Annotated in this window: 8 protein-coding genes; 3 read left to right on the forward strand and 5 right to left on the reverse strand. The window is 74.7% G+C overall.

The features are described from left to right. Positions 1-21: 21 nt before the first annotated feature. Positions 22-16,311, reverse strand: a complete 16,290-nt coding sequence (locus ACFYOB_RS14030; protein WP_388559341.1) for an SDR family NAD(P)-dependent oxidoreductase — start codon at positions 16,309-16,311, stop codon at positions 22-24. Positions 16,312-16,671: 360 nt separating this feature from the next. On the opposite strand from ACFYOB_RS14030, the gene ACFYOB_RS14035 reads away from it, so the two are divergent. The 3 genes from ACFYOB_RS14035 to ACFYOB_RS14045 are packed head-to-tail and all read left to right on the forward strand — an operon-like array spanning position 16,672 to position 19,290. Beyond that, a complete protein-coding gene (locus ACFYOB_RS14035; RefSeq protein ID WP_388559344.1) occupies positions 16,672-18,231 on the forward strand; it encodes an acyl-CoA carboxylase subunit beta in 1,560 nt (519 codons plus the stop codon). 32 nt (positions 18,232-18,263) lie between these two features. Further along, on the forward strand, positions 18,264-18,464 hold the full coding sequence (locus tag ACFYOB_RS14040; RefSeq protein ID WP_388559347.1) for an acyl-CoA carboxylase epsilon subunit: 201 nt from the start codon (positions 18,264-18,266) through the stop codon (positions 18,462-18,464). Between the two features lie 52 nt (positions 18,465-18,516). Beyond that, the gene (locus ACFYOB_RS14045) at positions 18,517-19,290 is read left to right on the forward strand and encodes a thioesterase II family protein (protein WP_388559521.1); all 774 of its coding nucleotides are present in this window, start codon (positions 18,517-18,519) and stop codon (positions 19,288-19,290) included. A gap of 56 nt (positions 19,291-19,346) precedes the next feature. Here the strand turns inward: ACFYOB_RS14045 and pqqB are convergent, their stop codons facing one another. The 4 genes from pqqB to pqqC are packed head-to-tail and all read right to left on the reverse strand — an operon-like array spanning position 19,347 to position 22,352. Beyond that, on the reverse strand, positions 19,347-20,258 hold the full coding sequence (pqqB, locus tag ACFYOB_RS14050; protein ID WP_388559350.1) for a pyrroloquinoline quinone biosynthesis protein PqqB: 912 nt from the start codon (positions 20,256-20,258) through the stop codon (positions 19,347-19,349). Next, positions 20,255-21,379: a pyrroloquinoline quinone biosynthesis protein PqqE gene (gene pqqE / locus ACFYOB_RS14055; protein WP_388559353.1), complete on the reverse strand. Its 1,125-nt coding sequence runs from the start codon at positions 21,377-21,379 to the stop codon at positions 20,255-20,257. Before pqqE ends, pqqB begins: the two co-directional genes overlap by 4 nt. Continuing rightward, complete coding sequence (pqqD, locus tag ACFYOB_RS14060; RefSeq protein WP_388559356.1) at positions 21,370-21,624, reverse strand: pyrroloquinoline quinone biosynthesis peptide chaperone PqqD; 255 nt, start codon at positions 21,622-21,624, stop codon at positions 21,370-21,372. Before pqqD ends, pqqE begins: the two co-directional genes overlap by 10 nt. A 26-nt stretch (positions 21,625-21,650) precedes the next feature. Next, positions 21,651-22,352, reverse strand: coding sequence for a pyrroloquinoline-quinone synthase PqqC (gene pqqC, locus ACFYOB_RS14065; RefSeq protein ID WP_388559359.1), 702 nt, complete (start codon positions 22,350-22,352; stop codon positions 21,651-21,653). Between the last annotated feature and the right edge of the window lie 29 nt (positions 22,353-22,381).

Consider the following 22,381-nt stretch of genomic DNA (forward strand, 5'->3'; position numbering starts at 1 on the left):
TCCTCATAATTCAGGTCGGGGTCAGCTGAGTTCGCCGCCGGCCAGGGCGGCTCGTACGAGGTCGTCCACGTCCATCTCCTCGATGGCCGCGCCCTGATCGGCCGACGGGGCGTTCGGCCCGGCCGGACCGTCCTGTGCCTGCGCCAGGCCGAGCAGCGCGTCGAGGAGGCCGGATTCGCGCAGGCGCGCCGCCGGGATCGACAGCAGGGCCCGCCTGATGCCGTCCTCGTCCAGGGGCTCCGCGGCCGCCGCGGCCGCCGGCTCGGGCTCCAGTTCCTCCAGCAGGAACCCGGCCAGGGCCGCCGAGTTGGGGTAGTCGAACATCAGCGTGGCGGGCAGCCGCAGCCCGGTCGCCTTCTGGAGCCGGTTGCGCAGTTCGATCGCCCCGAGGGAGTCCAGTCCGAGCTCGGTGAAGCCCCGGTCGGCCGCGACACCCGAGGGGTCGCCGTGGCCGAGCACGGCGGCCGCGTGGCCCCGTACCAGTTCCTCCAGGTAGCGGACCTGCTCCGGTCCGCGCTCCAGCCCGGCCAGCTTGCCCCGCACCAGGGAGCCGCCGGTGTCCCCGGAGCCGGCGGACGGGAGCGCGGCGGGCTTGGGCCCCTTGCGGGCGGGCGGACCGGCCAGGGCCCGCAGCAGGGCCGGGATCTCGTCGGCCCGCTCGCGCAGCGCGGCACGGTCGAGCCGGACGGGTGCGAGCAGGGCCTCGTCCCGGCCCAGCGCGGCGTCGAACAGGGCGAGTCCGTCGCCGAAGGACAGTTCCAGCACTCCGGAGCGGCCCATCCGGCGCAGGTCGGCCTCGGTGAGTTCCGGGCCCTCGCCGACGGTGCCCTCCCACAGGCCCCAGGCCAGCGAGGTGGCGGCGAGTCCGGCGGCGCGGCGGTCGGCGGCGAGCGCGTCGAGGAAGACGTTCGCCGCCGCGTAGGTGGCCTGCCCGGCGGACAGGATCTGGCCGCCGGCCGAGGAGTAGAGGACGAAGGCGGTCAGGCCCAGGTCCTTCGTCAGCTCGTGCAGGTGCCAGGCCGCGTCCACCTTGGGCCGCAGCACCTTGCTCACCTGCTCCTTGGTGACCGCGCCGACCAGGGCGTTGTCCATGACTCCGGCCGCGTGCACGACGCCGGTCAGCGGGTGCTCGGCGGGGATCTCGTCCAGCAGGGCCGCGAGCGCGTACCGGTCGGCGGCGTCGACCGCGGCGATCCGTACGGTGGCGCCCGACGCGGCGAGTTCCTGCTGGAGTTCGGCGGCTCCGGGGGCGTCCGTACCGCGACGGCTGGTCAGCACGAGGTGGCGTACGCCGGCCTCGGCGACGAGGTGCCTGGCGAGCACCGCGCCCAGCAGGCCGGTGCCGCCGGTGATCAGCACGGTGCCGTCCGGGTCCCACGCCAGGGGCTGCGCACCATCGGAGGTGGCGGCGTAGCGGGGTACGAGGACCTCGCCACGGCGGACGGCGATCTCGGTCTCCGCCGAGGCGACGGCGGCGGGCAGGGCCCGTACCGATTCCGGCGCCCCGTCGAGGTCGACGACGGTGAAGCGGCCCGGGTTCTCGGCCTGCGCCGCGCGCAGCACGCCCCACAGCGGGGCCTGCACGCAGTCGACGCCGTCGCCGTCCGCGGCCACCACCGCGTTCCGGGTGACGAGCACCAGACGGGAATGGGCGAACCGCTCGTCGGCCAGCCACTGCCCGAGCCCGTCGAGGAGCCGGCCCACGGACGTCCGGACCTGCTCGGGGACCCCGCCGGTCGTACCGAAGACATCGGAGACGTCCGGTGCGGTCAGCACGACCGTGCCCGGTACCCGCTGCTCCGCCGCGAGGTCGGTGAGCGAGGACACCGACCGGAAACCGGCGAGGCCGGATCCGACCACCACCCAGTCGTCCAGGGTCACCGGGGCCGACGCCGGGGCGCCGGACGGCTGGTGGGCCTGCCAGTCGACGCGGAACAACTGCGCGCCGCGGCCGTCGCCGTCGCCCGCCAGCTGCTCGGCGGACACCTCGCGCACCACCAGGGACTCCACCGTGGCCACGGGCTCGCCGGTCGGTGCGGTGATCCGCAGGGCGACGGCGTCGGGGCCGGGCTTGGTCAGCCGCACGCGCAGGGCGGCGGCTCCGGTGGCGTGCAGGGTGACGCCGTTCCAGACGAATGGCAGGGCAGCCCGGACCGGACCCTCATGATCCGCGTCGAAGATCCGCTCCGCGTGCAGGGCCGCGTCGAGCAGGGCGGGGTGCAGGGCGAACGCGGCGGCGTCGGTGCGGGCGTGGTCGGGCAGCGCGATCTCGGCGAAGAGCTCGTCGCCGCGCCGCCAGGCCGTCGTGAGGCCCTGGAAGACCGGGCCGTACCCGTATCCGAGTCCGGCGAGGTCCTCGTACATCCCGCTCACGTCCACCGGCTCGGCGCCGGCCGGGGGCCACGTCTCCAGGTCTGCGGCGGGGACCACCGGCTCGGGAGCGAGGACACCGCGGGCGTTGCGGGTCCACGCGGCGTCCGCGGCCAGGTTCTCGGCGCGCGAGTACACGGTGACGTCCCGGCGCCCGGTCCCATCGGCCTCGCCCACGACGACCTGCACGGCGACTCCGGTGTTGCCGGGCAGCAGCAGCGGGGTCTCCTGGGTCAGCTCCTCCAGCTGGGCGCAGCCCGCCTCGTGTCCGGCGCGCAGCGCCATCTCCACGTACGCGGTGCCCGGCAGCAGGACGCTGCCGTGTACGGCGTGGTCGGCGAGCCAGGGATGCGTGGGGACGGAGATCCGGCCGGTGAGGACCGGGGCTCCGGTCTCGGGCGAGACGACGACCGCGCTGAGCAGGGGGTGCCCGGCGGGGAGCTGGCCCAGTCCGGCCGCGTCGCCGACGGCGGCGGGGGCGTCGAGCCAGTAGCGGGTGCGCTGGAAGGCGTAGGTGGGCAGGTCGACGCGGCGGGCGCCGGTACCGGCGTAGAACGCCGCCCAGTCCACGGCCACGCCGTGGACGTGGAGCTGGGCGAGAGCCGTGATCAGCGCCTCGGGCTCGGGGCGGTTCTTGCGCACGGCCGCGACGAGCAGGCTGTCGTCCAGGCTCTGGGCGGCGAGGCCGGTCAGGATCCCGTCCGGACCGATCTCCAGGAACCGGGTCACACCCTGCTGCTCCAGCGCGAGCACCGCGTCGGCGAAGCGCACCGCCTCACGGACCTGCCCGACCCAGTACTCGGGCGACTGCCACGCCTCCGACAGCTCACCCGAAACCGTGGAGACCACCGGGATACGGGGCTCCGCGAAGGTCAACTCATCGGCTATGGCCCGGAACTCGTCCAGCATCGGGTCCATCAACGCCGAGTGGAACGCGTGCGACACCGACAGACGGCTGGTCTTGCGACCCGCCGCCGCGAAGTGCTCACCCACGGCCAGCACCCCGGCCTCCACACCCGAGACCACCACCGACCGCGGACCGTTCACCGCCGCGATACCGACACCATCGCCCAGCAGCGACAGCACCTCCCCCTCCGCGGCCTGCACAGCCAGCATCGCGCCACCCGTGGGCAGCGCCTGCATCAGACGGCCACGCGCCACAACCAGCCGCGCCGCATCCGCCAGCGACAGCACCCCGGCGACATGCGCAGCCGCCAGCTCACCGATCGAATGCCCGGCCACCACGTCAGGCTTCACACCCCACGCCTCGACCAGCCGGAACAACGCCACCTCGAAAGCGAACAGCGCCGGCTGGGTGACCGCGGTCGCGTTCAACGCCTCCGCATCCTCACCCCACACCACCTCACGCAACGACCGCCCCAGATGCCCGTCGATCTCCGCACACACCGCGTCGAACGCCTCCGCGAACACCGGGAAGGACTCGTACAACTCCCGCCCCATCCCCAGCCGCTGCGCACCCTGCCCCGTGAACAGGAACGCCGTCCGGCCGGCCGCCCGAGCGGATCCGTGGGCGCCGTCCCCGGCGAGGAAGGCGTCGAGCTCGCGCAGTGCGCTCGGGGTGTCCGCGGCCAGGACCGCTCCGCGGTGTTCCAGCGCCGCACGGCCGGTGGCCAGGGTGTAGGCGACGTCGCCGAGGTGCAGGTCCGGATCGGCGAGCAGCCGGGCGCGCAGGGCCTGTGCCTGGCGGGCCGGGCCGTCCTCGTCGGAGCCGGACAGCAGGAGCGGCCACGCCGCGGGCGCGTCGGCCGTCGCGGGCGCCGAAGGAGCGGGTGCCACGGCCGGCTCCGGCGCCTCCTCGACGATCAGGTGGGCGTTGGTACCGCTCAGCCCGAACGAGGAGACGGTGGCGCGGCGCGGCCGGTCGGCCCGCCGGGGCCACGGCCTGGCCTCGGTGAGCAGCCGTACGTTCCCGGCCTCCCAGTCGACCTCGGGCGAGGGCTCGTCCACGTGGAGGGTCTTGGGCATCAGGCCGTTGCGGAGGGCCATGACGGACTTGATGACGCCGCTGACGCCGGCCGCGGCCTGGGCGTGTCCGATGTTGGACTTGATGGATCCCAGCCACACCGGGTCCTCGGCGGGCCGCCCCCGGCCGTACGTCGCGAGCAGCGCCTGCGCCTCGATCGGGTCGCCCAGCCGGGTGCCCGTGCCGTGGCCCTCGACGAGGTCCACGTCGGCGGTGGTGAGGCCGCAGGTGGCGAGCGCGCGCTGGATGACCCGCTGCTGCGAGGGACCGTTGGGGGCGGTCAGGCCGTTACTGGCGCCGTCCTGGTTGATCGCCGAGCCGCGGATCACGGCGAGGACGTCGTGACCCAGGCGCTGGGCGTCGGAGAGCCGCTCGACGAGCAGCAGGCCGACTCCCTCCGCCCAGCCCGTGCCGTCCGCGCCGCCCGCGAAGGCCTTGCACCGGCCGTCGGCGGACAGCCCGCGCTGCTGGGCGAACTCGACGTAGATCTCGGGTGTCGACATCACCGTGACACCGCCGGCCAGGGCCATCCCGACCTCGCCGCGGCGCAGTGCCTGGCAGGCCATGTGGAGGGCGACGAGGGAGGAGGAGCAGGCCGTGTCCACGCTGACCGCCGGACCTTCGAGGCCGAGGGTGTAGGCGACGCGGCCGGTCAGGATGGACGCCGCGGTGCCGTTGCCGAGGTAGCCGGCGACGTCGTCGGGGATGTGCTGGAGGCGCGAGCCGTAGTCGTGGTACATGACGCCCGCGTAGACACCGGTCTGGCTGCCGCGCATGGTCGTGGGGTCGATGCCGGCGCGTTCGAACGCCTCCCAGGCCGCCTGGAGCAGGAGCCGCTGCTGCGGGTCCATGGCGATGGCCTCGCGGGGGCTGATCCCGAAGAACGCCGGGTCGAACTCGGCGGCGTCGTAGAGGAATCCGCCTTCCCGGGCGTACGTCTTGCCGTGCAGGCCGGGTTCCGGGTCGTAGATGCCGTCGGTGTCCCAGCCGCGGTCGGCGGGGAAGGCGGCTATGGCGTCGCGGCCCTCGGCGACGAGGTCCCACAGGTCCTCGGCCGAGCGTACGCCGCCGGGGAAGCGGCAGCTGATGCCGACGATCGCGATGGGTTCGTCGTCCGACAGGCCCACCGGGGCGGTGTGCTCGGGGGCGGTCTCCGGTTCCGCGCCGCCGAGTTCCGTGTCGAGGTACTCGGCGACGGCGCGGGTGGTCGGGTAGTCGAAGACGAGCGTGACGGGAAGCCGGAGGCCCGTCGCGGAGTTGAGCGCGTTGCGCAGTTCGACGGCCGCCAGGGAGTCGAAGCCCAGTTCCTTGAAGGCACGGTCCGCACCGACGGTGTCCGCGGACTCGTGACCGAGGACGGCGGCGACCTGCGTGGCGACCATGTCGAGGAGGGCCCGGCGGCGTTCGGCGGCGCCGAGGGCGGCCAGCCTGCGGGCGAGGCTGTCGCCGACGGGCGCGGCGTTCGCCGCGGTGCGGCGGGTCGTGGGCCGGCCGGCGGCCGCGGCGGCGCGCAGCAGCGGCGGGACGTCGGCGCCCCGGGCGTGCAGTGCAGCCGGGTCGACGACGAGGGGGGCGAGCAGGGCGCGGCGGGTGCGCAGGGCCTCGTCGAAGAGTTCGAGGCCGTGCGCGGCGGGCAGGGCGGGGAGGCCGAGCCGGTTCATCTTCTCGATGTCGGCGTCGGTGAGCTCGCCGCCGAGGCCGGTGTTGACCGCCCACAGGCCGTAGGCGAGGGAGGTCGCGGGGAGTCCGGCCGCGCGCCTGTGCGCTGCCAGTGCGTCCAGGAAGACGTTGGCCGCCGCGTAGTTGCCTTGCCCGGCGGGCAGGACGAGTCCGCCGGCCGAGGAGAACAGCACGAACGCCGTCAGGGCGAGGTCCCGGGTGAGTTCGTGCAGGTGCCAGGCGGCGTCCGCCTTGGGGCGCAGGACGGTGTCCAGGCGTTCCGGGGTGAGGGTGCCGATGAGGCCGGGGTCCACCACGCCCGCCGCGTGGACGACGCCGGTGAGCGGGTGCTCGTGGGGGATGCCGGCGAGGGTGCCGGCCAGCGCGGTGCGGTCGGCCGCGTCGCAGGCGGCGACCCGGACGTCCAGGGCTCCGGCCTCGATGAGGCGCTCGCGCAGGTCGGCGGCGCCGGGGGCGTCCGGGCCGCGGCGGCTGGTGAGCAGCAGGTGGCGTACGCCGTGCCGGGTGACGAGGTGGTGGGCGATGCGCGCGCCCAGGCCTCCGGTGCCGCCCGTGACGAGGACGGTGCCGTCGCCGTTCCAGGGGGAGTCCGCCTCGGGTACGGGCGTGGGTACCAGTCGCGGGATGAGGAATCGGCCGTCGCGCAGGGCGAGTTCGGGCTCGCCGTGGGCCAGGGCCGCGGCCGCGATGCCCGGGAATTCCACCGGGTCGACGTCCGGGTCGGTGTCGAGCAGGACGATCCTTCCCGGGTTCTCGGCCTGGGCCGCCCGGACGATGCCCCAGACGGGGGCCTGGGTCAGATCGGGGGCGGTGTCGCCGGTGGTGGCGACCGCGCCGCGGGTGACGACGAGCAGGGTGGTGAACTCGAACCGCTCGTCCGTCAGCCAGGACTGCAGCAGGCCGAGGACGTACGAGGTGACCGTGCGCGTGGCTTCGAGCAGGGGCCTGCGCACCGGGGTGGGGCAGCAGGCCAGCACGACGGCCGAGGGGTCGCCGAGGATGGCCAGCCCGTACTCGTCGAGCACGACGGTGGAGGTGGAGTGGACGGTTTCGGCCGGCTCGGGGAGCGGGGTCCACTCGATGTGCTGCAGGGCTTCGGAGAGGGTGCCGTCCACCGGCTCCAGCTGTTCGGCGGAGACGGGCCGGCAGATCAGCGAGCCCACGGTCATCACGGGGCGGCCGGTCTCGTCGGCGACGACCATCGCCGACTCCTCCGCGCCGCGGATGCGGCGTACGTACACGCGCAGGGCCGCGGCTCCGGTGGCGTGCAGGGCGACCCCGCTCCAGGCGAAGGGCAGCAGCGCTTCGGTGCCGCCCTCGCCCTGGTCGACCAGGACGTCCACGTGCATGGCGGTGTCCAGGAGCGCCGGGTGCAGGCCGTAGTCGCCGGCCTCGCCGCGCACCGTGTCGGGCAGGGCGACCTCGGCGAACAGTTCGTCGCCCCGCCGCCAGGCCGCCTTCAGGCCCTGGAAGGCGGGCCCGTAGCCGTATCCGCGCTCGCGCAGGCTTTCGTACGCCCCGGTCACGTCCACGGTGGTGGCACCGGGCGGCGGCCACTGGGTGAGGTCCGCTTCGACCCGCGGGGGTTCACCGGTGGCGAGGAAGCCGGTGGCGTGGCGGGTCCAGGCACCCTCGGGGGCGCCGTCCAGGCGGGAGTGGATGTGCAGGGGACGGCGGCCGGTCTCGTCGGGGGCGCCTGCGGCGACGCGCAGGGCGGCGCCACCGGTCGCGGGCAGGACGAGGGGGGCCTCCAGGGTCATTTCTTCCAGGAGGTCGCAGCCGACCTGGTCGCCGAGGCGTACGGCGAGTTCGACGAACCCGGTGCCCGGGAGCAGTACGGCTCCGTGCACACCGTGGTCGGCGACCCAGGGGTGTCCGGCAGCGGAAAGCCTGCCGGTCAGAACGACCGCGCCCGACTCGGGCGACAGGACGGCCGCGCTGAGAACGGGGTGGTCGACGGCGTCGAGGCCGGCCGAGCCGACGTCTCCGGTCCTGGCCGGTACGTCGAGCCAGTAGCGCCCCCGTTGGAAGGCGTAGGTGGGCAGGTCGACGAGGGTGCCGGGGCGGCGGGCCGGGCCGCCGAGCACGGCGGTCCAGTCGACGGCGGTGCCGCGCGCCCAGGCCGCGCCGATGCCGGTGAGCGCCTCGCGGGCCTCGTCGCGGTCGCGGCGCAGCAGGGGCACGAAGGCGGTGTCCTCGCGGGCGGCGGAGCCCGCGCCGAGTGCGGTGAGGACCGCGTCGGGGCCGATCTCGACGAAGGTACGGGCGCCCAGTTCCTCGGCGCGGCGGACCGCGTCGGCGAAGCGGACGGGCTCGCGGACCTGGTCGGCCCAGTAGGCCGGTGACTGCCACCGCGTGGAGGTGTCGCCGGTGACGGTGGAGACGACGGGGATGCGCGGCTCGTGGAACGTCAACCGCTCGGCCACGGCGCGCAGTTCGTCGAGCATGGGTTCCATGAGCGCCGAGTGGAAGGCGTGCGAGACCGACAGGCGGCTGGTCTTGCGGCCCATGGCGGCGAAGTGCTCGCCCACGGCCAGCACAGCGGCCTCGATGCCCGAGACGACGACGGACCGCGGGCCGTTGACCGCCGCGATGCCCGCCTCGTCGGTGAGCAGCGGCAGGACTTCCGCCTCGGTGGCCTGGACGGCGACCATCGCGCCGCCGGCGGGCAGGGCCTGCATCAGCCGGCCGCGTGCGACGACGAGCCGGGCCGCGTCGGCCAGCGACAGCACCCCCGCGACGTGAGCGGCGGCCAGCTCGCCGATCGAGTGACCGGCGACCAGGTCGGGTGTGAGGCCCCAGGCCTCCACCAGCCGGAACAGGGCGACTTCGAGGGCGAACAGGGCGGGCTGGGCGATGGCGGTCGCGTTCAGCGCGTCCGCGTCCTCGCCCCAGACCACCTCGCGCAGGGACCGGCCCAGGTGCGGGTCGGTCTCCGCGCACACCGCGTCGAAGGCCTCGGCGAACACGGGGAAGGATCCGTACAGTTCGCGGCCCATTCCCAGCCGCTGGGCGCCCTGTCCCGTGAAGAGGAAGGCCGTCTTGCCGTCCTGGGCCGCGGCGGCGCCCGCGAGCTGCTCCAGCGAGCGGGAGAGCTCGGCGCGGTCGGCGCCGAGGGCGACTGCGCGGTGCTCCAGGGCGGCGCGTCCGGTGGCCAGTACGTCGGCGGCGGGGGCGAGTTCCTCGTCGGAGAGTTCCGCGAGGCGCTCGCGCAGGCGGTCGGCCTGGGCCCGCAGGGCCTCGGGGGTGGCGCCGGAGACCACCCAGGGAAGGGCGGGGAGCCCGGTCCCGGCCGCGGCGGCCCTCGCCTCCTGCGCCTCCTGCTCGGGCGCCTGCTCGATGATCACGTGGGCGTTGGTGCCGCTGATCCCGAAGGAGGACACACCGGCCCTGCGCACCCCGCCGGACGCCACCCATGCGCGGGCCTCGGTGAGCAGTTCCACCTCACCGGCCGACCAGTCCACCTGGTCGGACGCCGTCTCGGCGTACAGGGTCCGCGGCAGCACGCCGTGGTCCATCGCCTTGACCATCTTGATGATGCCCGCGACACCGGCCGCGGCCTGCGTGTGCCCCATGTTCGACTTGATGGAACCGAGCCACAGCGGCCGCCCCTCGGGGCGTTCCTGCCCGTACGTCTCCAGCAGGGCCTGCGCCTCGATCGGGTCGCCCAGCCGGGTACCCGTGCCGTGCGCCTCGACCACGTCGACCTCGGCCGCCGTCAGTCCGGCGTCCGCCAGTGCCTGGCGGATCACCCGCTGCTGCGCGGGGCCGTTCGGGGCGGTCAGGCCGTTGGAGGCGCCGTCCTGGTTGAGTGCCGAGCCGCGCACGACGGCCAGTACCCGGTGTCCGTTGCGCCGCGCGTCCGAGAGCCGCTCCAGGAGCAGCACGCCCGCGCCCTCGCCCCAGCCCGTACCGTCCGCGCCCTCTCCGAAGGACTTGCAGCGGCCGTCGGCGGCGAGACCGCGCTGGCGGCTCATGTCGAGGAAGGTGTCCGGGGTGGACATGATGGTGACACCGCCGGCGAGGGCCAGCGAGCACTCGCCGGAGCGCAGCGAGCGCGCGGCCATGTGCAGGGCGACCAGCGAGGAGGAGCAGGCCGTGTCCACGCTGACCGCCGGGCCTTCGAGGCCCAGGGCGTAGGAGACCCGCCCGGAGACCACGCTGGCCAGGCTGCCGTTGCCGTGGTAGCCGGCCACGTCCTCGGGGAGCGGGCCGAGCCGCAGCCCCCAGTCGTGGTACATCACGCCGGCGAACACGCCGGTGTTGCTGCCCTTCACGGACCGGGGGTCGATCCCGGCGCGTTCGAAGGTCTCCCAGGCGACCTCCAGCAGCAGCCGCTGCTGCGGGTCCATGGCCTGCGCCTCACGCGGGCTGATCCCGAAGAACGCCGGATCGAACTGGGCCGCGTCGTAGAGGAATCCGCCCTCGGTGGAGTACGTCTTGCCGGGCTTGCCGATCTCCGGGTCGTAGAGGTCGTCCGCCCAGCCCCGGTCGGTGGGGAAGGGGCCGACGGCGTCCGCGCCGTCCGCGACCAGCTGCCACAGCTCCTCGGGCGAGGTCACCCCGCCCGGGTAACGGCAAGCCATGCCGACGATCACGATCGGGTCGGTGTCGGTGGCGGCCTCCCCGCCGGGCGCGGCCGGGGCGGGGGCCGTGGAGGGGGCGGCCGCGCCGACGAGCTTGGTGACGAGGTACTCGGCCAGGGCGGTCGCGGTGGGGTAGTCGAAGGTCAGGGTGGCGCTGAGCCGCAGGCCGGTGGCCGCGCCGAGGCGGTTGCGCAGCTCCACCGCGGCCAGCGAGTCGAAGCCGGTCTCGGTGAACGCCCGGGTCGCGGTGACCTCTTCGGCGCTCTGGTAGCCGAGTACGGCCGCGGCCTCGGTACGGACCAGCCGCAGCACCGTGGCGAGACGGTCGGCCGCCCCGAGTTCCGCGAGCCGCGCGCCGAGCGGCACCTGGGCGTCCGGCACGGAGCCAGAGGACGCCCCGGCCGCCTGGCGGCGTACGGAGCTGCGTACGAGGGCCCGCAGCAGGGTGGGCGTGCCGTCGGAACGGCCGTGTACCGCACGGTGGTTCACGCGTACGGGGACCACCGCCGGCTCGTGGCCGGCCAGGGCCTTGTCCAGCTGGGCCAGGTTCTCCTCGAAGGACAGCGAGTCGAGGCCGAGGCGCTCGATGCGGGTGAGGGCGGCCGCGTCGAGGGTCGCGCCCATGCCGCCGCCGCCGGCCCACAGGCCCCAGGCGAGGGAGGTGACGACCTGGCCGGCCGCCGCGCGGCGGGCGGCCAGCGCGTCGAGGAAGAGGTTTGCGGCGGCGTAGTTGCCCTGGCCCGCGCCGTCGAGGACGGTCGACGCGGAGGAGAAGAGGACGAAGGCGGTGAGGCCGAGGCCCGCGGTCAGCTCGTGGAGGTTCCAGGCCGCGTCCACCTTGGGCCGCATGACGGTGTCGAGCCGCTGTGCGGTGAGGGAGCCGGTCAGGCCGTCGTCGATGACGCCGGCCGCGTGCACCACGGCGCGCAGCGGGTGCGCGGCCGGGATCGCGGCGAGCAGCGCGGCCAGGGCGTCCCGGTCGGCGACGTCCGTGGCGGTGACGGTGGCCTCGGCGCCCAGGGCGGCGAGGTCGGCGACGAGTTCGCGCGCTCCGGGGGCGTCCGGGCCGCGCCTGCTGGTGAGCAGGAGGTGGCGGACGCCGTGCCGCCGGACCAGGTGGCGGGCGAGTTCCGCGCCGACGCCGCCGGTGCCGCCTGTGATCAGTACGGTGCCGGTTCCGTCCCAGGGGGCCGGGCGCTCCTCGGCGGGAGCGGGTACGGCGGCCAGCCTCGGCACGTACGACCCGGTTCCCCGCAGGGCCAGTTCGGGTTCGCTGCCGGCGGCGGCGAGCGCGCGGCCGAGCGAGGCGAGCGCGGCCTCGTCGGTGTCGACGAGGGTGAAGCGGCCGGGGTTCTCCGCCTCGGCCGACCGTACGAGACCCCAGACGGGTGCCTGCGCCAGGTCGACGTCGGTGCCGGGTACGGCCGCGCCGTCGCGGGTGACGACGACCAGGCGGGACTCGGCGTAGCGGTCGTTCTCCAGCCAGGTCCGCAGGGCGGCCAGCGCGTCGGCGGCCACCGTGCGGACGGCGGCGGGCAGGTCACCGTCCGGGGTGGGCAGGGTGCGGTAGACGACGACGGGCGGCACGGGGCCGTCCGCCAGGTCGGCGAGATCCGCGAACTCGGCGAACCCGACCGCGGCGGCGGGCAGTTCGAGGGGGTTCCACTGCACGCGCAGCAGCGGGTCGGGCCGGTCCCCGGCGAGCTGCGCCCCGGTGACGGCGCGCAGCAGCAGCGAGTCGACCCGGGCGACGGGGGAGCCGTCGGCGGTGGCGACGGTGACCGCGAGCTCCTCGCTCCCGCGCGCGGTGATCCGTACGCGCACGGCGGAGGCGCCGGACGCGTACAGCGTGACCCCGTTCCAGGAGAAGGGGATCCAGGTGCCCTCGGGTCGGCTGCCGCGGGCCGCCAGGGCGTGGTCGGCGGGGTGCAGCGCGGCGTCCAGCAGGGCGGGGTGCAGTCCGTAGGCCGCGGCGTCCGCGCGCGCCGGCTGCGGGGGCTCGACCTCGGCGAAGACCTCGCCGTCGCGGAGCCAGGCGGCCTGGACGCCGTGGAAGGCGGGCCCGTAGCCGTAGCCCTCGTCCGCCATGTCGCCGTACAGGGTGCTGACGTCCAGCGGGACGGCGCCCGCCGGGGGCCAGGGGCCGGAGAGGGCGGCGGCGTCCGCTTCCGGGGCGGCGGGCGCCAGGACGCCGGTGGCGTGGCGCACCCAGCCGTCCTCGGCCTCGTCGGCGCCGTCGGCGACGTCGGGGCGCGAGTAGCACTCGACGGCGCGGCGGCCGGCCTCGTCAGGGGCGGCGACGACCACCTGGAGCGCCACTCCGCCCGACTCGGGCAGGACCAGCGGGGACTGGAGCGTCAGCTCCTCGACCAGCGCGCAGCCGGTCTCGGCGCCGGCCCGCAGGGCGAGTTCCACGAAGGCGGTGCCGGGCAGCAGGGTGACCCCGGCGATGGTGTGGTCGGCGATCCACGGGTGGGTACGCAGCGACAGCCGGCCGGTCAGGACGGTGCCGCCGACGCCCGCGAGGTCGACGACGGATCCCAGCAGCGGGTGCTCTGCGGCGAGCTGGCCCAGCCCCGAGGGGTCACCGCCGGCCCGCTCGGGGGCGAGCCAGTAGCGCCGCGTGCGGAAGGCGTAGGTGGGCAGGTCGACGCGGCGGGTGTCGCGTCCCTCGTACACGGCGGCCCAGTCGAGGAGGGCGCCGCGGGTGTGGGCGAGGGCGGCGGCGCCGAGCGCCTCGCGGACCTCGTCCTTGCCGGCGCGCAGCACGGGCGCGAAGACCGTGTCGGCCTCGCGCTCCTCGGGCAGGCAGTTCTGGCCCAGCGCGCTGAGGACCCCGTCGGGGCCGAGCTCCAGGAAGGTGCGTACGCCGCCCTGCCCGGCGAGCCAGTCGACGGCGTCGGCGAACCGGACGGCCTCGCGGACGTGCCCGGTCCAGTAGTCGGGCGAGCGCAGTTCCTCGGAGGTGGCGAGCCGTCCGGTGACGGTGGAGACGATCGGGATGCGCGGCGCGGCGTAGGTGAGGATGCCCGCGACCCGCCGGAACTCCTCCAGCATCGGCTCCATGAGCGGCGAGTGGAAGGCGTGGCTGACCTGGAGCCGCTTGGTCTTGCGCCCCTGGTCGGCGAACCGGTCGGCGAGCGCCCGTACGGCAGTCTCCTCGCCCGAGAGGACCACCGAGTCGGGGCCGTTGACGGCGGCGACGGCGACCTGCTCGCCGAGGTACGGGCGGACCTCCTCCTCGGTGGCCTGTACGGCGACCATGGCGCCGCCCGGGGGCAGCTCCTGCATCAGGCGGCCGCGGGCGGCGACGAGGGTGGCCGCGTCCTCCAGGTTGAGGACGCCCGCGGCGTGGGCGGCCGCGATCTCGCCGATCGAGTGGCCGGCGAGGAAGTCGGGGCGGACGCCCCAGGACTCGACGAGCCGGAACAGGGCGGTCTCGACGGCGAACAGGGCGGTCTGTGCGTAGCGGGTCTCGTCGAGGAGGGCCGCGGCCTCGGAGCCGGGCTCGGCGAAGAGGACGTCCCACAGGGAGGTGTCGAGCTGGAGGTCGAGCCAGCCGATCGCGTCGGCGAGGGCGTCCGCGAACACGGGGTGGGTGTCGTACAGCTGTCGCCCCATGGCCAGGCGCTGGCTGCCCTGGCCGGTGAAGAGGAAGGCGAGGCGCCCGGCGGGGACGGCCCCGGTCCGGGTTCCCGGGGTGCTCCGTCCGTCGGCGAGGGCTCGCAGCCCCTCCAGGAGCTCCTCCCGGTCGGCGGCCAGGACGGTGGCGCGGTGTTCGAGGGCGGCCCGGCCGGTGCCGAGCGAGTGCCCGACGTCGCCGGGGGTTAGCCCGGGCCGTTCGGCCAGGTACTCCGCGAGCCGCGCGGCCTGAGCGCGCAGGCCCTCGTCGGAGCGGCCGGAGACCGGTACGAGGGCGGGTACGGTGCCGGGCGTGAGGGCGTCGGTGCCGGTATCGGCGGGCGCGGGGGCCTCGGTGCCCGTACCGGCCGGCGCGGCGGTGTCCGCCACCGGCTCGCGGGGCGGCTCCTCCACGATGACGTGCGCGTTGGTACCGCTGATGCCGAAGCCGGAGACGCCCGCCCGGCGCGGCCGGTCCTCGTCCGCCGGCCACGGCACGGGCTCGGTGAGCAGCCGTACGGTCCCGGCCGACCAGTCGACGTTCCCGCTGGGGGCGTCGACGTGCAGGGTCTGCGGGAGCACGCCGTGCCGCATCGCCATGATCATCTTCATCAGGCCGGCGACACCGGCCGCGGCCTGGGTGTGCCCCAGGTTGGACTTCACCGAGCCGAGCCACAGCGGCCGGTCCTCGGGGCGGTCCTTGCCGTAGGTGGCGATCAGCGCCCGGGCCTCGATCGGGTCGCCCAGCGTGGTGCCGGTGCCGTGCGCCTCGACCGCGTCGACCTCGTCGCCGGACAGCCCGGCGTCGGCGAGGGCCTGCAGGATGACGCGCTGCTGCGCCGTGCCGCTGGGGGCGGTGAGGCCGTTGCTGGCGCCGTCCTGGTTGACGGCCGATCCGCGGATGACGGCGAGCACCTGGTGTCCGTTGCGGCGGGCGTCGTCGAGGCGTTCCACGACGAGCAGGCCGACGCCCTCGGCGAAGGAGGTTCCGTCGGCGCCCGCGGCGAAGGCCTTGATCTGACCGTCGGGAGCGAGCCCGCGCTGCCTGCTGAACTCGGTGAACAGGCCGGGCGTGCTCAGTACGGTGACACCGCCGGCCAGGGCCATGGAGCACTCGCCGCGGCGCAGCGACTGCACGGCCAGGTGCAGCGAGACCAGCGATCCCGAGCACGCGGTGTCGACGGTGAGCGCCGGACCCTCCAGGCCCAGCGCGTAGGCGACGCGCCCCGAGGTGACGCTGAGCGCGCCGCCGGTGACGAGGTAGCCGGTCAGGCTCTCGGGGGCGTCCTGCACCCGCGGCCCGTACTCGGAGGGGCCGGCGCCGATGAAGACGCCGGTGCGGGTGCCGCGCAGCGAGGTCGGGTCGATGCCGGTCCGCTCCAGCGCCTCCCAGGCGGTCTCCAGCAGCAGCCGCTGCTGCGGGTCCATGGCCAGCGCCTCGCGCGGGCTGATGCCGAAGAACTCGGCGTCGAACTCGGCGGCGTCGTGCAGGAACCCGCCGGTGCGGGTGTAGCAGGTGCCGGGTGCGGCCGGGTCGTCGTCGAACAGCGCGTCGAGGTCCCAGCCGCGGTTGTCGGGGAAGGGGCCGACGGCGGTGCCGCCCCGGGCGACGAGGTCCCACAGCTCCTCGGCCGAGCGGACTCCGCCGGGGAAGCGGCCGCCGATGCCGACGACGGCGATGGGCTCGCCGTCGAAGACCTCGGGGGCGGCCGCGGCCGGGACGGGGTGCGCGGCCACCGGCTCGGCGGGTCCGCCCAGGAGTTCCGTACGGACGTACGCGGCCAGCAGCTCGGGGCTGGGGTGGTCGAACGCGGCGGTCACCGGCAGGCACAGCCCGGTCGCGGCGTTGATCCGGGCGTGCAGGTCGACCAGGGCGATCGAGTCCAGGCCCAGTTCCTTGAAGGAGGTTCCGGTCGCGACCACCGGTTCGGTGTCGGGACGGGCCTTGCGGAGGATGTCGGCGGCCTGCGCACAGACCAGGTCGAGGAGAAGCCTGGACTGCTCGCTCCCGGGAAGTCCGGTCAGCCGGGCGGCCAGTTGGGCCCCCGGGCGGACCTCCGCGCCGGACAAGTCATCAGCGACAGGATCGAAGCCCGCGGACATCTGCACGCTCCCAGCTCGGTATCGATTGCCCCGGGTCAGTTCCGGCCACGGGGTGATCGCACGCTAGGTCGGCCCCGAAGGGGCGCGACACCCCTATCCCCCCAGGTGTTGACCCTGCCCGGCGCCCGCCCGGACCCCGCGCCGGACGCCGCGCGCCCGCCCCGCCCGTGGCGACGTGCCTGCTGGGCGGGGGTGCGGGCGGGTCACCGAGCGGTCAGGGGGGTGGTCGGTGTTCTCCGCGCCCGCCCCGGACGCCTTCAATGACACGCACTGCCCAGTGCGGCTCCGCTTCAGGCGGGCCCCGATGGCCGAAGAGACGGGTGGAGCATGTCAGTTGCCGATGTCAGTGTCCGAGTGGCCGAACTAGGAGCGATCAAGGAGTCCGTCGAGCTGGGGCCGTCCGCGAGCGCCTCCGAGGCGCAGCACGCCCGCGGCAAGCTGACCGTGCGCGAGCGGCTGGACCTGCTGTTCGATCCGGGTACGTTCCGCGAGATCGAGCAGCTGCGCCGGCACCGGGCCACGGGCTTCGGCCTGGAGGACCGCAGGCCGCACACCGACGGCGTGGTGACCGGCTGGGGCAAGGTCGACGGCCGGCGGGTGTTCGTGTACGCGCACGACTTCCGGATATTCGGCGGCTCGCTCGGCGAGGCTCACGCGCAGAAGATCCACAAGGTGATGGACCTCGCGGTGGCGGCGGGCGCCCCGCTGGTGTCGCTCAGCGACGGCGCGGGGGCCCGTATCCAGGAGGGCGTCACCGCCCTCGCCGGGTACGGGGGCATCTTCCGCCGCAACGTGGCCGCGTCCGGGGTGATCCCGCAGATCAGCGTGATGCTCGGGCCGTGCGCCGGCGGGGCGACGTACTCCCCCGCCCTGACGGACTACGTGTTCATGGTGCGCGACATCGCGCAGATGTACATCACCGGCCCGGACGTGGTGCAGGCGGTGACCGGGGAGAAGATCAGCCACAACGACCTCGGCGGCGCGCAGGTCCACTCCTCGGTCTCCGGCGCGAGCGCGTTCCTGTACGACACGGAGGAGGAGTGCCTCGAAGAGGTACGGCACCTGCTGTCGCTGCTGCCGTCCAACAACCGTGAGATGCCCCCCTTCGTGCCCGCCACGGACCCGGCCGACCGCCCGGGCGAGGCGCTGTCGGAGCTGGTGCCGGCCGACCCGAACCGCTCGTACGACATGCGCGCCGTGATCGAGGAGATCGTCGACGACGGCGATCTGTTCGAGGTCCACGCCAACTGGGCGACCAACATCATCTGTGGTCTGGCCCGGCTGGACGGGCACGTGGTGGGCATCGTCGCCAACCAGCCCGCCTCGCTCGCCGGGGTGCTGGACATCCACGCCGCGGAGAAGGCGGCCCGGTTCGTGCAGACCTGTGACGCGTTCAGCATTCCGCTGGTGACCCTGGTGGACGTACCCGGCTTCCTGCCGGGCAGCGACCAGGAGCACAGCGGAGTCATCCGGCACGGCGCGAAGCTGCTGTACGCGTACTGCGCGGCCACGGTGCCCCGGGTACAGGTGATCCTGCGCAAGGCGTACGGCGGCGCGTACATCGTCATGGACTCCCGCTCGATCGGCGCGGACCTGTCGTTCGCCTGGCCCACGAACGAGATCGCGGTGATGGGCGCGGAGGGCGCCGCCAATGTCGTCTTCCGCCGGGAGATCGCCGCCGCGGACGACCCCGAGGCGGCGCGCGCGCAACGCGTCAAGCAGTACCGCCAGGAACTCATGCACCCCTACTACGCCGCCGAGCGGGGCCTCGTCGACGACGTCATCGACCCGGCCACGACCCGGCAGGTGCTGGTGGACGCGCTGGACGCGCTGCGCGCCAAGCACGTGCCGCTGCCCGAGCGCAAGCACGGCAACCCGCCGTTCTGACCGACAACCCCCATGACTGAGGAGCACGCCCGATGAGCGAGCGGGCCGAACCACACATGACGATCGTGCGCGGCGCCCCGGACAGTACGGAACTCGCCGCCGTCCTCCTCGTCCTGCTCTCCGCCGCCCGGCGGCGGGGCGGGGCCGGGGAGGAGACCGCGGCCCGGCCCCGGGCAGCCGCCTGGGGCCCCGCGCGCGGCTGGCGCCCGCCGGGCACCTGGACCGCCCCGTGAGCGGGCCCGGTCCCCACCGAAAGGACACCCACCGAGGATGAACCACACCACGATGACGGCGACGACCGCCACGCCCGTGACCGCGACCCCGGCCGCGCCCAGCGCCTGGCTGCGCCGCTTCCACCCGGCCGAGGAGGCTCCGGTACGACTGTTCTGCTTCCCGCACGCGGGCGGCTCGGCCAGCTACTACTTCCCCGTGTCCCGGGCCCTGTCCCCGCGGGCCGACGTGGTGGCCGTGCAGTACCCGGGTCGCCAGGACCGCCGCCACGAACGGTGCGTGGACGACGTCCGGGGGCTCGCGGACCAGGTGTTCGCGCAGCTGCTGCCGTGGTGCGACCGGCCGGTCGCGCTGTTCGGGCACAGCCTGGGCGCGACGCTGGGCTTCGAGGTCGCGCTGCGGCTGGAGGCGGCCGGCGTCCGGCCCGTGGCCCTGTTCGCCTCGGGGCGGCGGGCCCCCTCGCACCACCGCGAGAACGAGCGGGTCCACCTCGCTCCCGACGAGCAGCTGCTGGCGACGATCAAGCGGATGAGCGGGACGGACCCGGCGGTCCTGGCCGACGACGAGCTGCTGCGGTCGGTGCTCCCGGCGATCCGCGGCGACTACAAGGCCGCGGAGACCTACCGCTACCTCCCGGGCCCCACCCTGACCTGCCCGGTCGTGGTCCTCAACGGGGAGAGCGACCCCGAGGTCACCCCCGAGGAGGCCCGCGGCTGGTCGGGCCACACCGACGGCCCGACGTCCTTCCACTGGTTCACCGGCGGCCACTTCTACCTCAACCAGCACGCCCCCCAGGTGATCGACCTGGTCCGGCAGCAGCTGGCGTGAGACAACGGCGAAGGGTCCGGCCGCCTGGTGGCGGCCGGACCCTTCGTCGTACGGCCTCAGAGATGGAGGCGCGTCCCGTCCGGCGGGATCTCCGCGCCCGCCGCGCGCACCTCGCGGTGGGCCTCGGAGCGCGGATCCGCCATCGGGTTGGTGTTGTTGAGATGGGTGTACGCCCACCTGGTGCCCGGCCGCCCGGCGCGCAGCCGCCGGATGTGCGCCAGGCTGCCGCCCTCCCCGGTCACCGGCAGGTGTCCCATCGCCGCCTGTGCTCCGGTCGCCCCGGCCGTGCCCGTGGCCCCGCCGAACTCCCGCGTCGAATGGAACGTACCGTCGAGCAGGACGTAGCCGGCCCCGGCGGTGAACTCGTCGAAGCCGTCGGGCCACGTGGCCAGGCACGGCGCGTACACGAGGGCCCCGCCCGTGGCCGGGTCCTCGAAGCGGTACGCGACCACCCACGGGCCGTCCCCCGGCCCGTCCGCGGGCAGCGAGCGGGCGTACTTGGGACGTTTGGCGCCGACGGCGAAGGCGCTGACCCGCAGCCCGCCGACGTCCTGCTCCTTGTCGACGGACGTCTCGGACCACTCCCAGCCGCTGTAGCCGCCGAGGATCCCCCGCACCGGGAAGGCTTCTTCCAGCGCCCCGAGGACCGCCCGCGGCGCCCACACCCGCAGCCCGGCCCCCTCGCGGAGCATCATCAGGCCGAGCGTGTGGTCGATCTCGGCGTCCGTGAGGAGCACCCCCCGTACCGGCGTGTCGCGCGGCCCGGGCCCGGCGGCGAGCTCCGGGGTGGCGAGGATCTGCGCGCGGATGTCGGGCGAGGCGTTGACCAGGTACCACGACACCCCGTCGGCGCTGACCGCGAGCCCGTCCTGGCCCCGCGCGGGCGCACCCGACGTACAGACCGGGCAGGCGCAGTTCCACTGCGGGCAGCCGCCCCCCGCGGCGGTTCCGAGCAGGACGGCCCTCATCGGCGTCCCGCCGCAGGTCCGCGCATCACGAGCTCGGGAGGGTTCGGCGAGATGCCCGCCAGCAGCAGGTCCACGGTGCCCCGCCGGTCCGAGCGCGAGCAGACCGGGTCGGTGGCCGCGGCGTCCCCGGTGAGCAGGAAGGCCTGGCAGCGGCAGCCGCCGTGGTCGACGGAGCGCCGGTCGCAGCTGCGGCAGAGGTCGGGCATCCACTCCTCGCCGCGGTAGGCGTTGAAGGAGCCGGACTCGTACCAGATCTCGGACAGCGGCTTCTCGGTGACGTTGTCGAGTTCCAGGGTGGTGATCGCGCCGGCCGCGGGGCAGGGCAGCACGCTGCCGTCGGGGGCGACCGTGAGCTGGATCGCGCCCCACCCGTGCATGCACGGCTTGGGGTAGGGCTCGTAGTAGTCGGCGAGCACGTACACGATCTCCATCGTGCCCTTCAGCCGCTCCATGGCCGCCCGCACGACCGGCTCGGCCGCCGCCAGCTGCTCGCGGGTGGGCATCAGGGCCTCCCGGTTGCGCAGCGCCCAGCCGTAGTACTGGGTGTTGGCGAGCTCCAGCCGGTCCGCGCCCATGCTTGTCGCCAGGTCGATGAAGCCCGCCACCTGGTCGTGGTTGGCGCGGTGCAGCACGGCGTTGACGGTGAGCGGAAGTCCGTGCTTGCGGACCAGCGCGGCGGCGGCGATCTTGTGGTGGTGGGCCTTGGCCCCCGCGAGCCGGTCGCCGCGTGCGGCGTCGGCGCCCTGCACCGACAGCTGTACGTTGTCCAGCCCGCGCTCGACCAGGTCCGCGAGCCGCGCCTCGGTGAGGCCGAGGCCGCTGGTGACGAGGTTGACGTAGCAGCCGAGGCCGCTGACGTGCGAGACGATCTCGGGCAGGTCGGGGCGGGCCAGCGGCTCGCCGCCGGACAGGTGCACCTGCAGGACGCCGATCTCGCGCGCCTGGGTGAACACCTCCAGCCACTGCCCGGTGGTCAGCTCGCGTTCGCGTTCGATGAGTTCCAGCGGGTTGGAGCAGTACGCGCAGTGCAGCGGGCAGCGGTGGGTGAGCTCCGCGAGCAGCCCGAGCGGCGGGGCCGCCGCGGCGGGGCCGCCGCCGGGGGGAGCGGTGGTCAGATCCATCGCACGACGCCCTTCTCGGCGAGCCGCTCAAGGACGGTGCCGACCTCCGTCTCGCGGACGCCGGCGTACCGGGCGCCCAGCGCCGTGGTGATCTGCGGCACGGTCGTGGCGCCGTCGCAGAGTTCGAGTACCGAGACGGCCGTCCCGTTGGGCACGAGCACCCCTTCCGGGTGGAGCACGACATGGGTCTGCCGCGTGTTGTCGTAGATGAGCCGCACTCCGCGGCCGAGCACAGGCCGGTCCACGGCCACTCCTTCTGCAGATCCGGTGGCTACTGGTGCGTGGCTGCGGCGCGTTCGACTGCGTCCAGCATCTGCCACAGCACGTCGCACTTGAACGCGAGCGCGGCGACGGCCGCGTCCTGCTGCTCGCGCGTCGTGCAATGCCGGACGACGATGTCCAAGGTGCCCTTGCCCTCGCCGGACACGGCCTCGATGCGGTCCGTGAAGTAGGCCAGGTCCTCCTGGCGGATCCAGTCGTAGTGCGCGAGCATGTCCGCGACCCTGCGGGTCATCAGGTGCCCGGCGAACATCTCGGTGAGCCCGGAGGCGATGGCCTCGGCCCACGGCCGGGTCCGGGCGAAGTTCACGTACGCGTCGACCGCGAAGCGCACCCCGGGGACCACGTGCCGCTCGTCCAGTACCTCCTCGCGGGTCAGGCCCACGGCCTCGCACAATCGCAGCCAGCGCGCTATGCCGCCCTCGTCGTCCGCAGTCCCGTCGTGGTAGGCCAGCCGGTCCACCCAGGCCCGCCGGATCTCGGGGAGCGGGCAGTTGCTGATGATCGCCGCGTCCTTCTGCGGCAGCATCCGCTGGTAGTACCAGCGGTTGGCGGCCCACAGCCGCATGGCCCGCCGGTCGAGGTCGCCGTCGTGCAGCCGCCGGTGGAAGGGGTGGCCGCCCCAGTAGGAGGAGGACAGCGCGCGCAGCGCGCCGATGAACTCGGTCTCGTCCAGAATTGCCGTTGCCGTCATTGTGTTCTCCCGCCACGGCGGGAGCCGGT

The sequence above is a fragment of the Streptomyces sp. NPDC006463 genome (genome assembly GCF_042870715.1).
Lineage (GTDB): Bacteria > Actinomycetota > Actinomycetes > Streptomycetales > Streptomycetaceae > Streptomyces.

Coding starts and splice junctions, on each gene's coding strand:
- ACFYOB_RS14035 (WP_388559344.1), top strand. CDS start 16,672: ATGTCAGTTGCCGATGTCAGTGTCCGAGTGGCCGAACTAGGAGCGATC.
- pqqE (WP_388559353.1), bottom strand. CDS start 21,379: ATGGATCTGACCACCGCTCCCCCCGGCGGCGGCCCCGCCGCGGCGGCC.
- pqqB (WP_388559350.1), bottom strand. CDS start 20,258: ATGAGGGCCGTCCTGCTCGGAACCGCCGCGGGGGGCGGCTGCCCGCAG.
- ACFYOB_RS14040 (WP_388559347.1), top strand. CDS start 18,264: ATGAGCGAGCGGGCCGAACCACACATGACGATCGTGCGCGGCGCCCCG.
- pqqC (WP_388559359.1), bottom strand. CDS start 22,352: ATGACGGCAACGGCAATTCTGGACGAGACCGAGTTCATCGGCGCGCTG.
- ACFYOB_RS14045 (WP_388559521.1), top strand. CDS start 18,517: ATGACGGCGACGACCGCCACGCCCGTGACCGCGACCCCGGCCGCGCCC.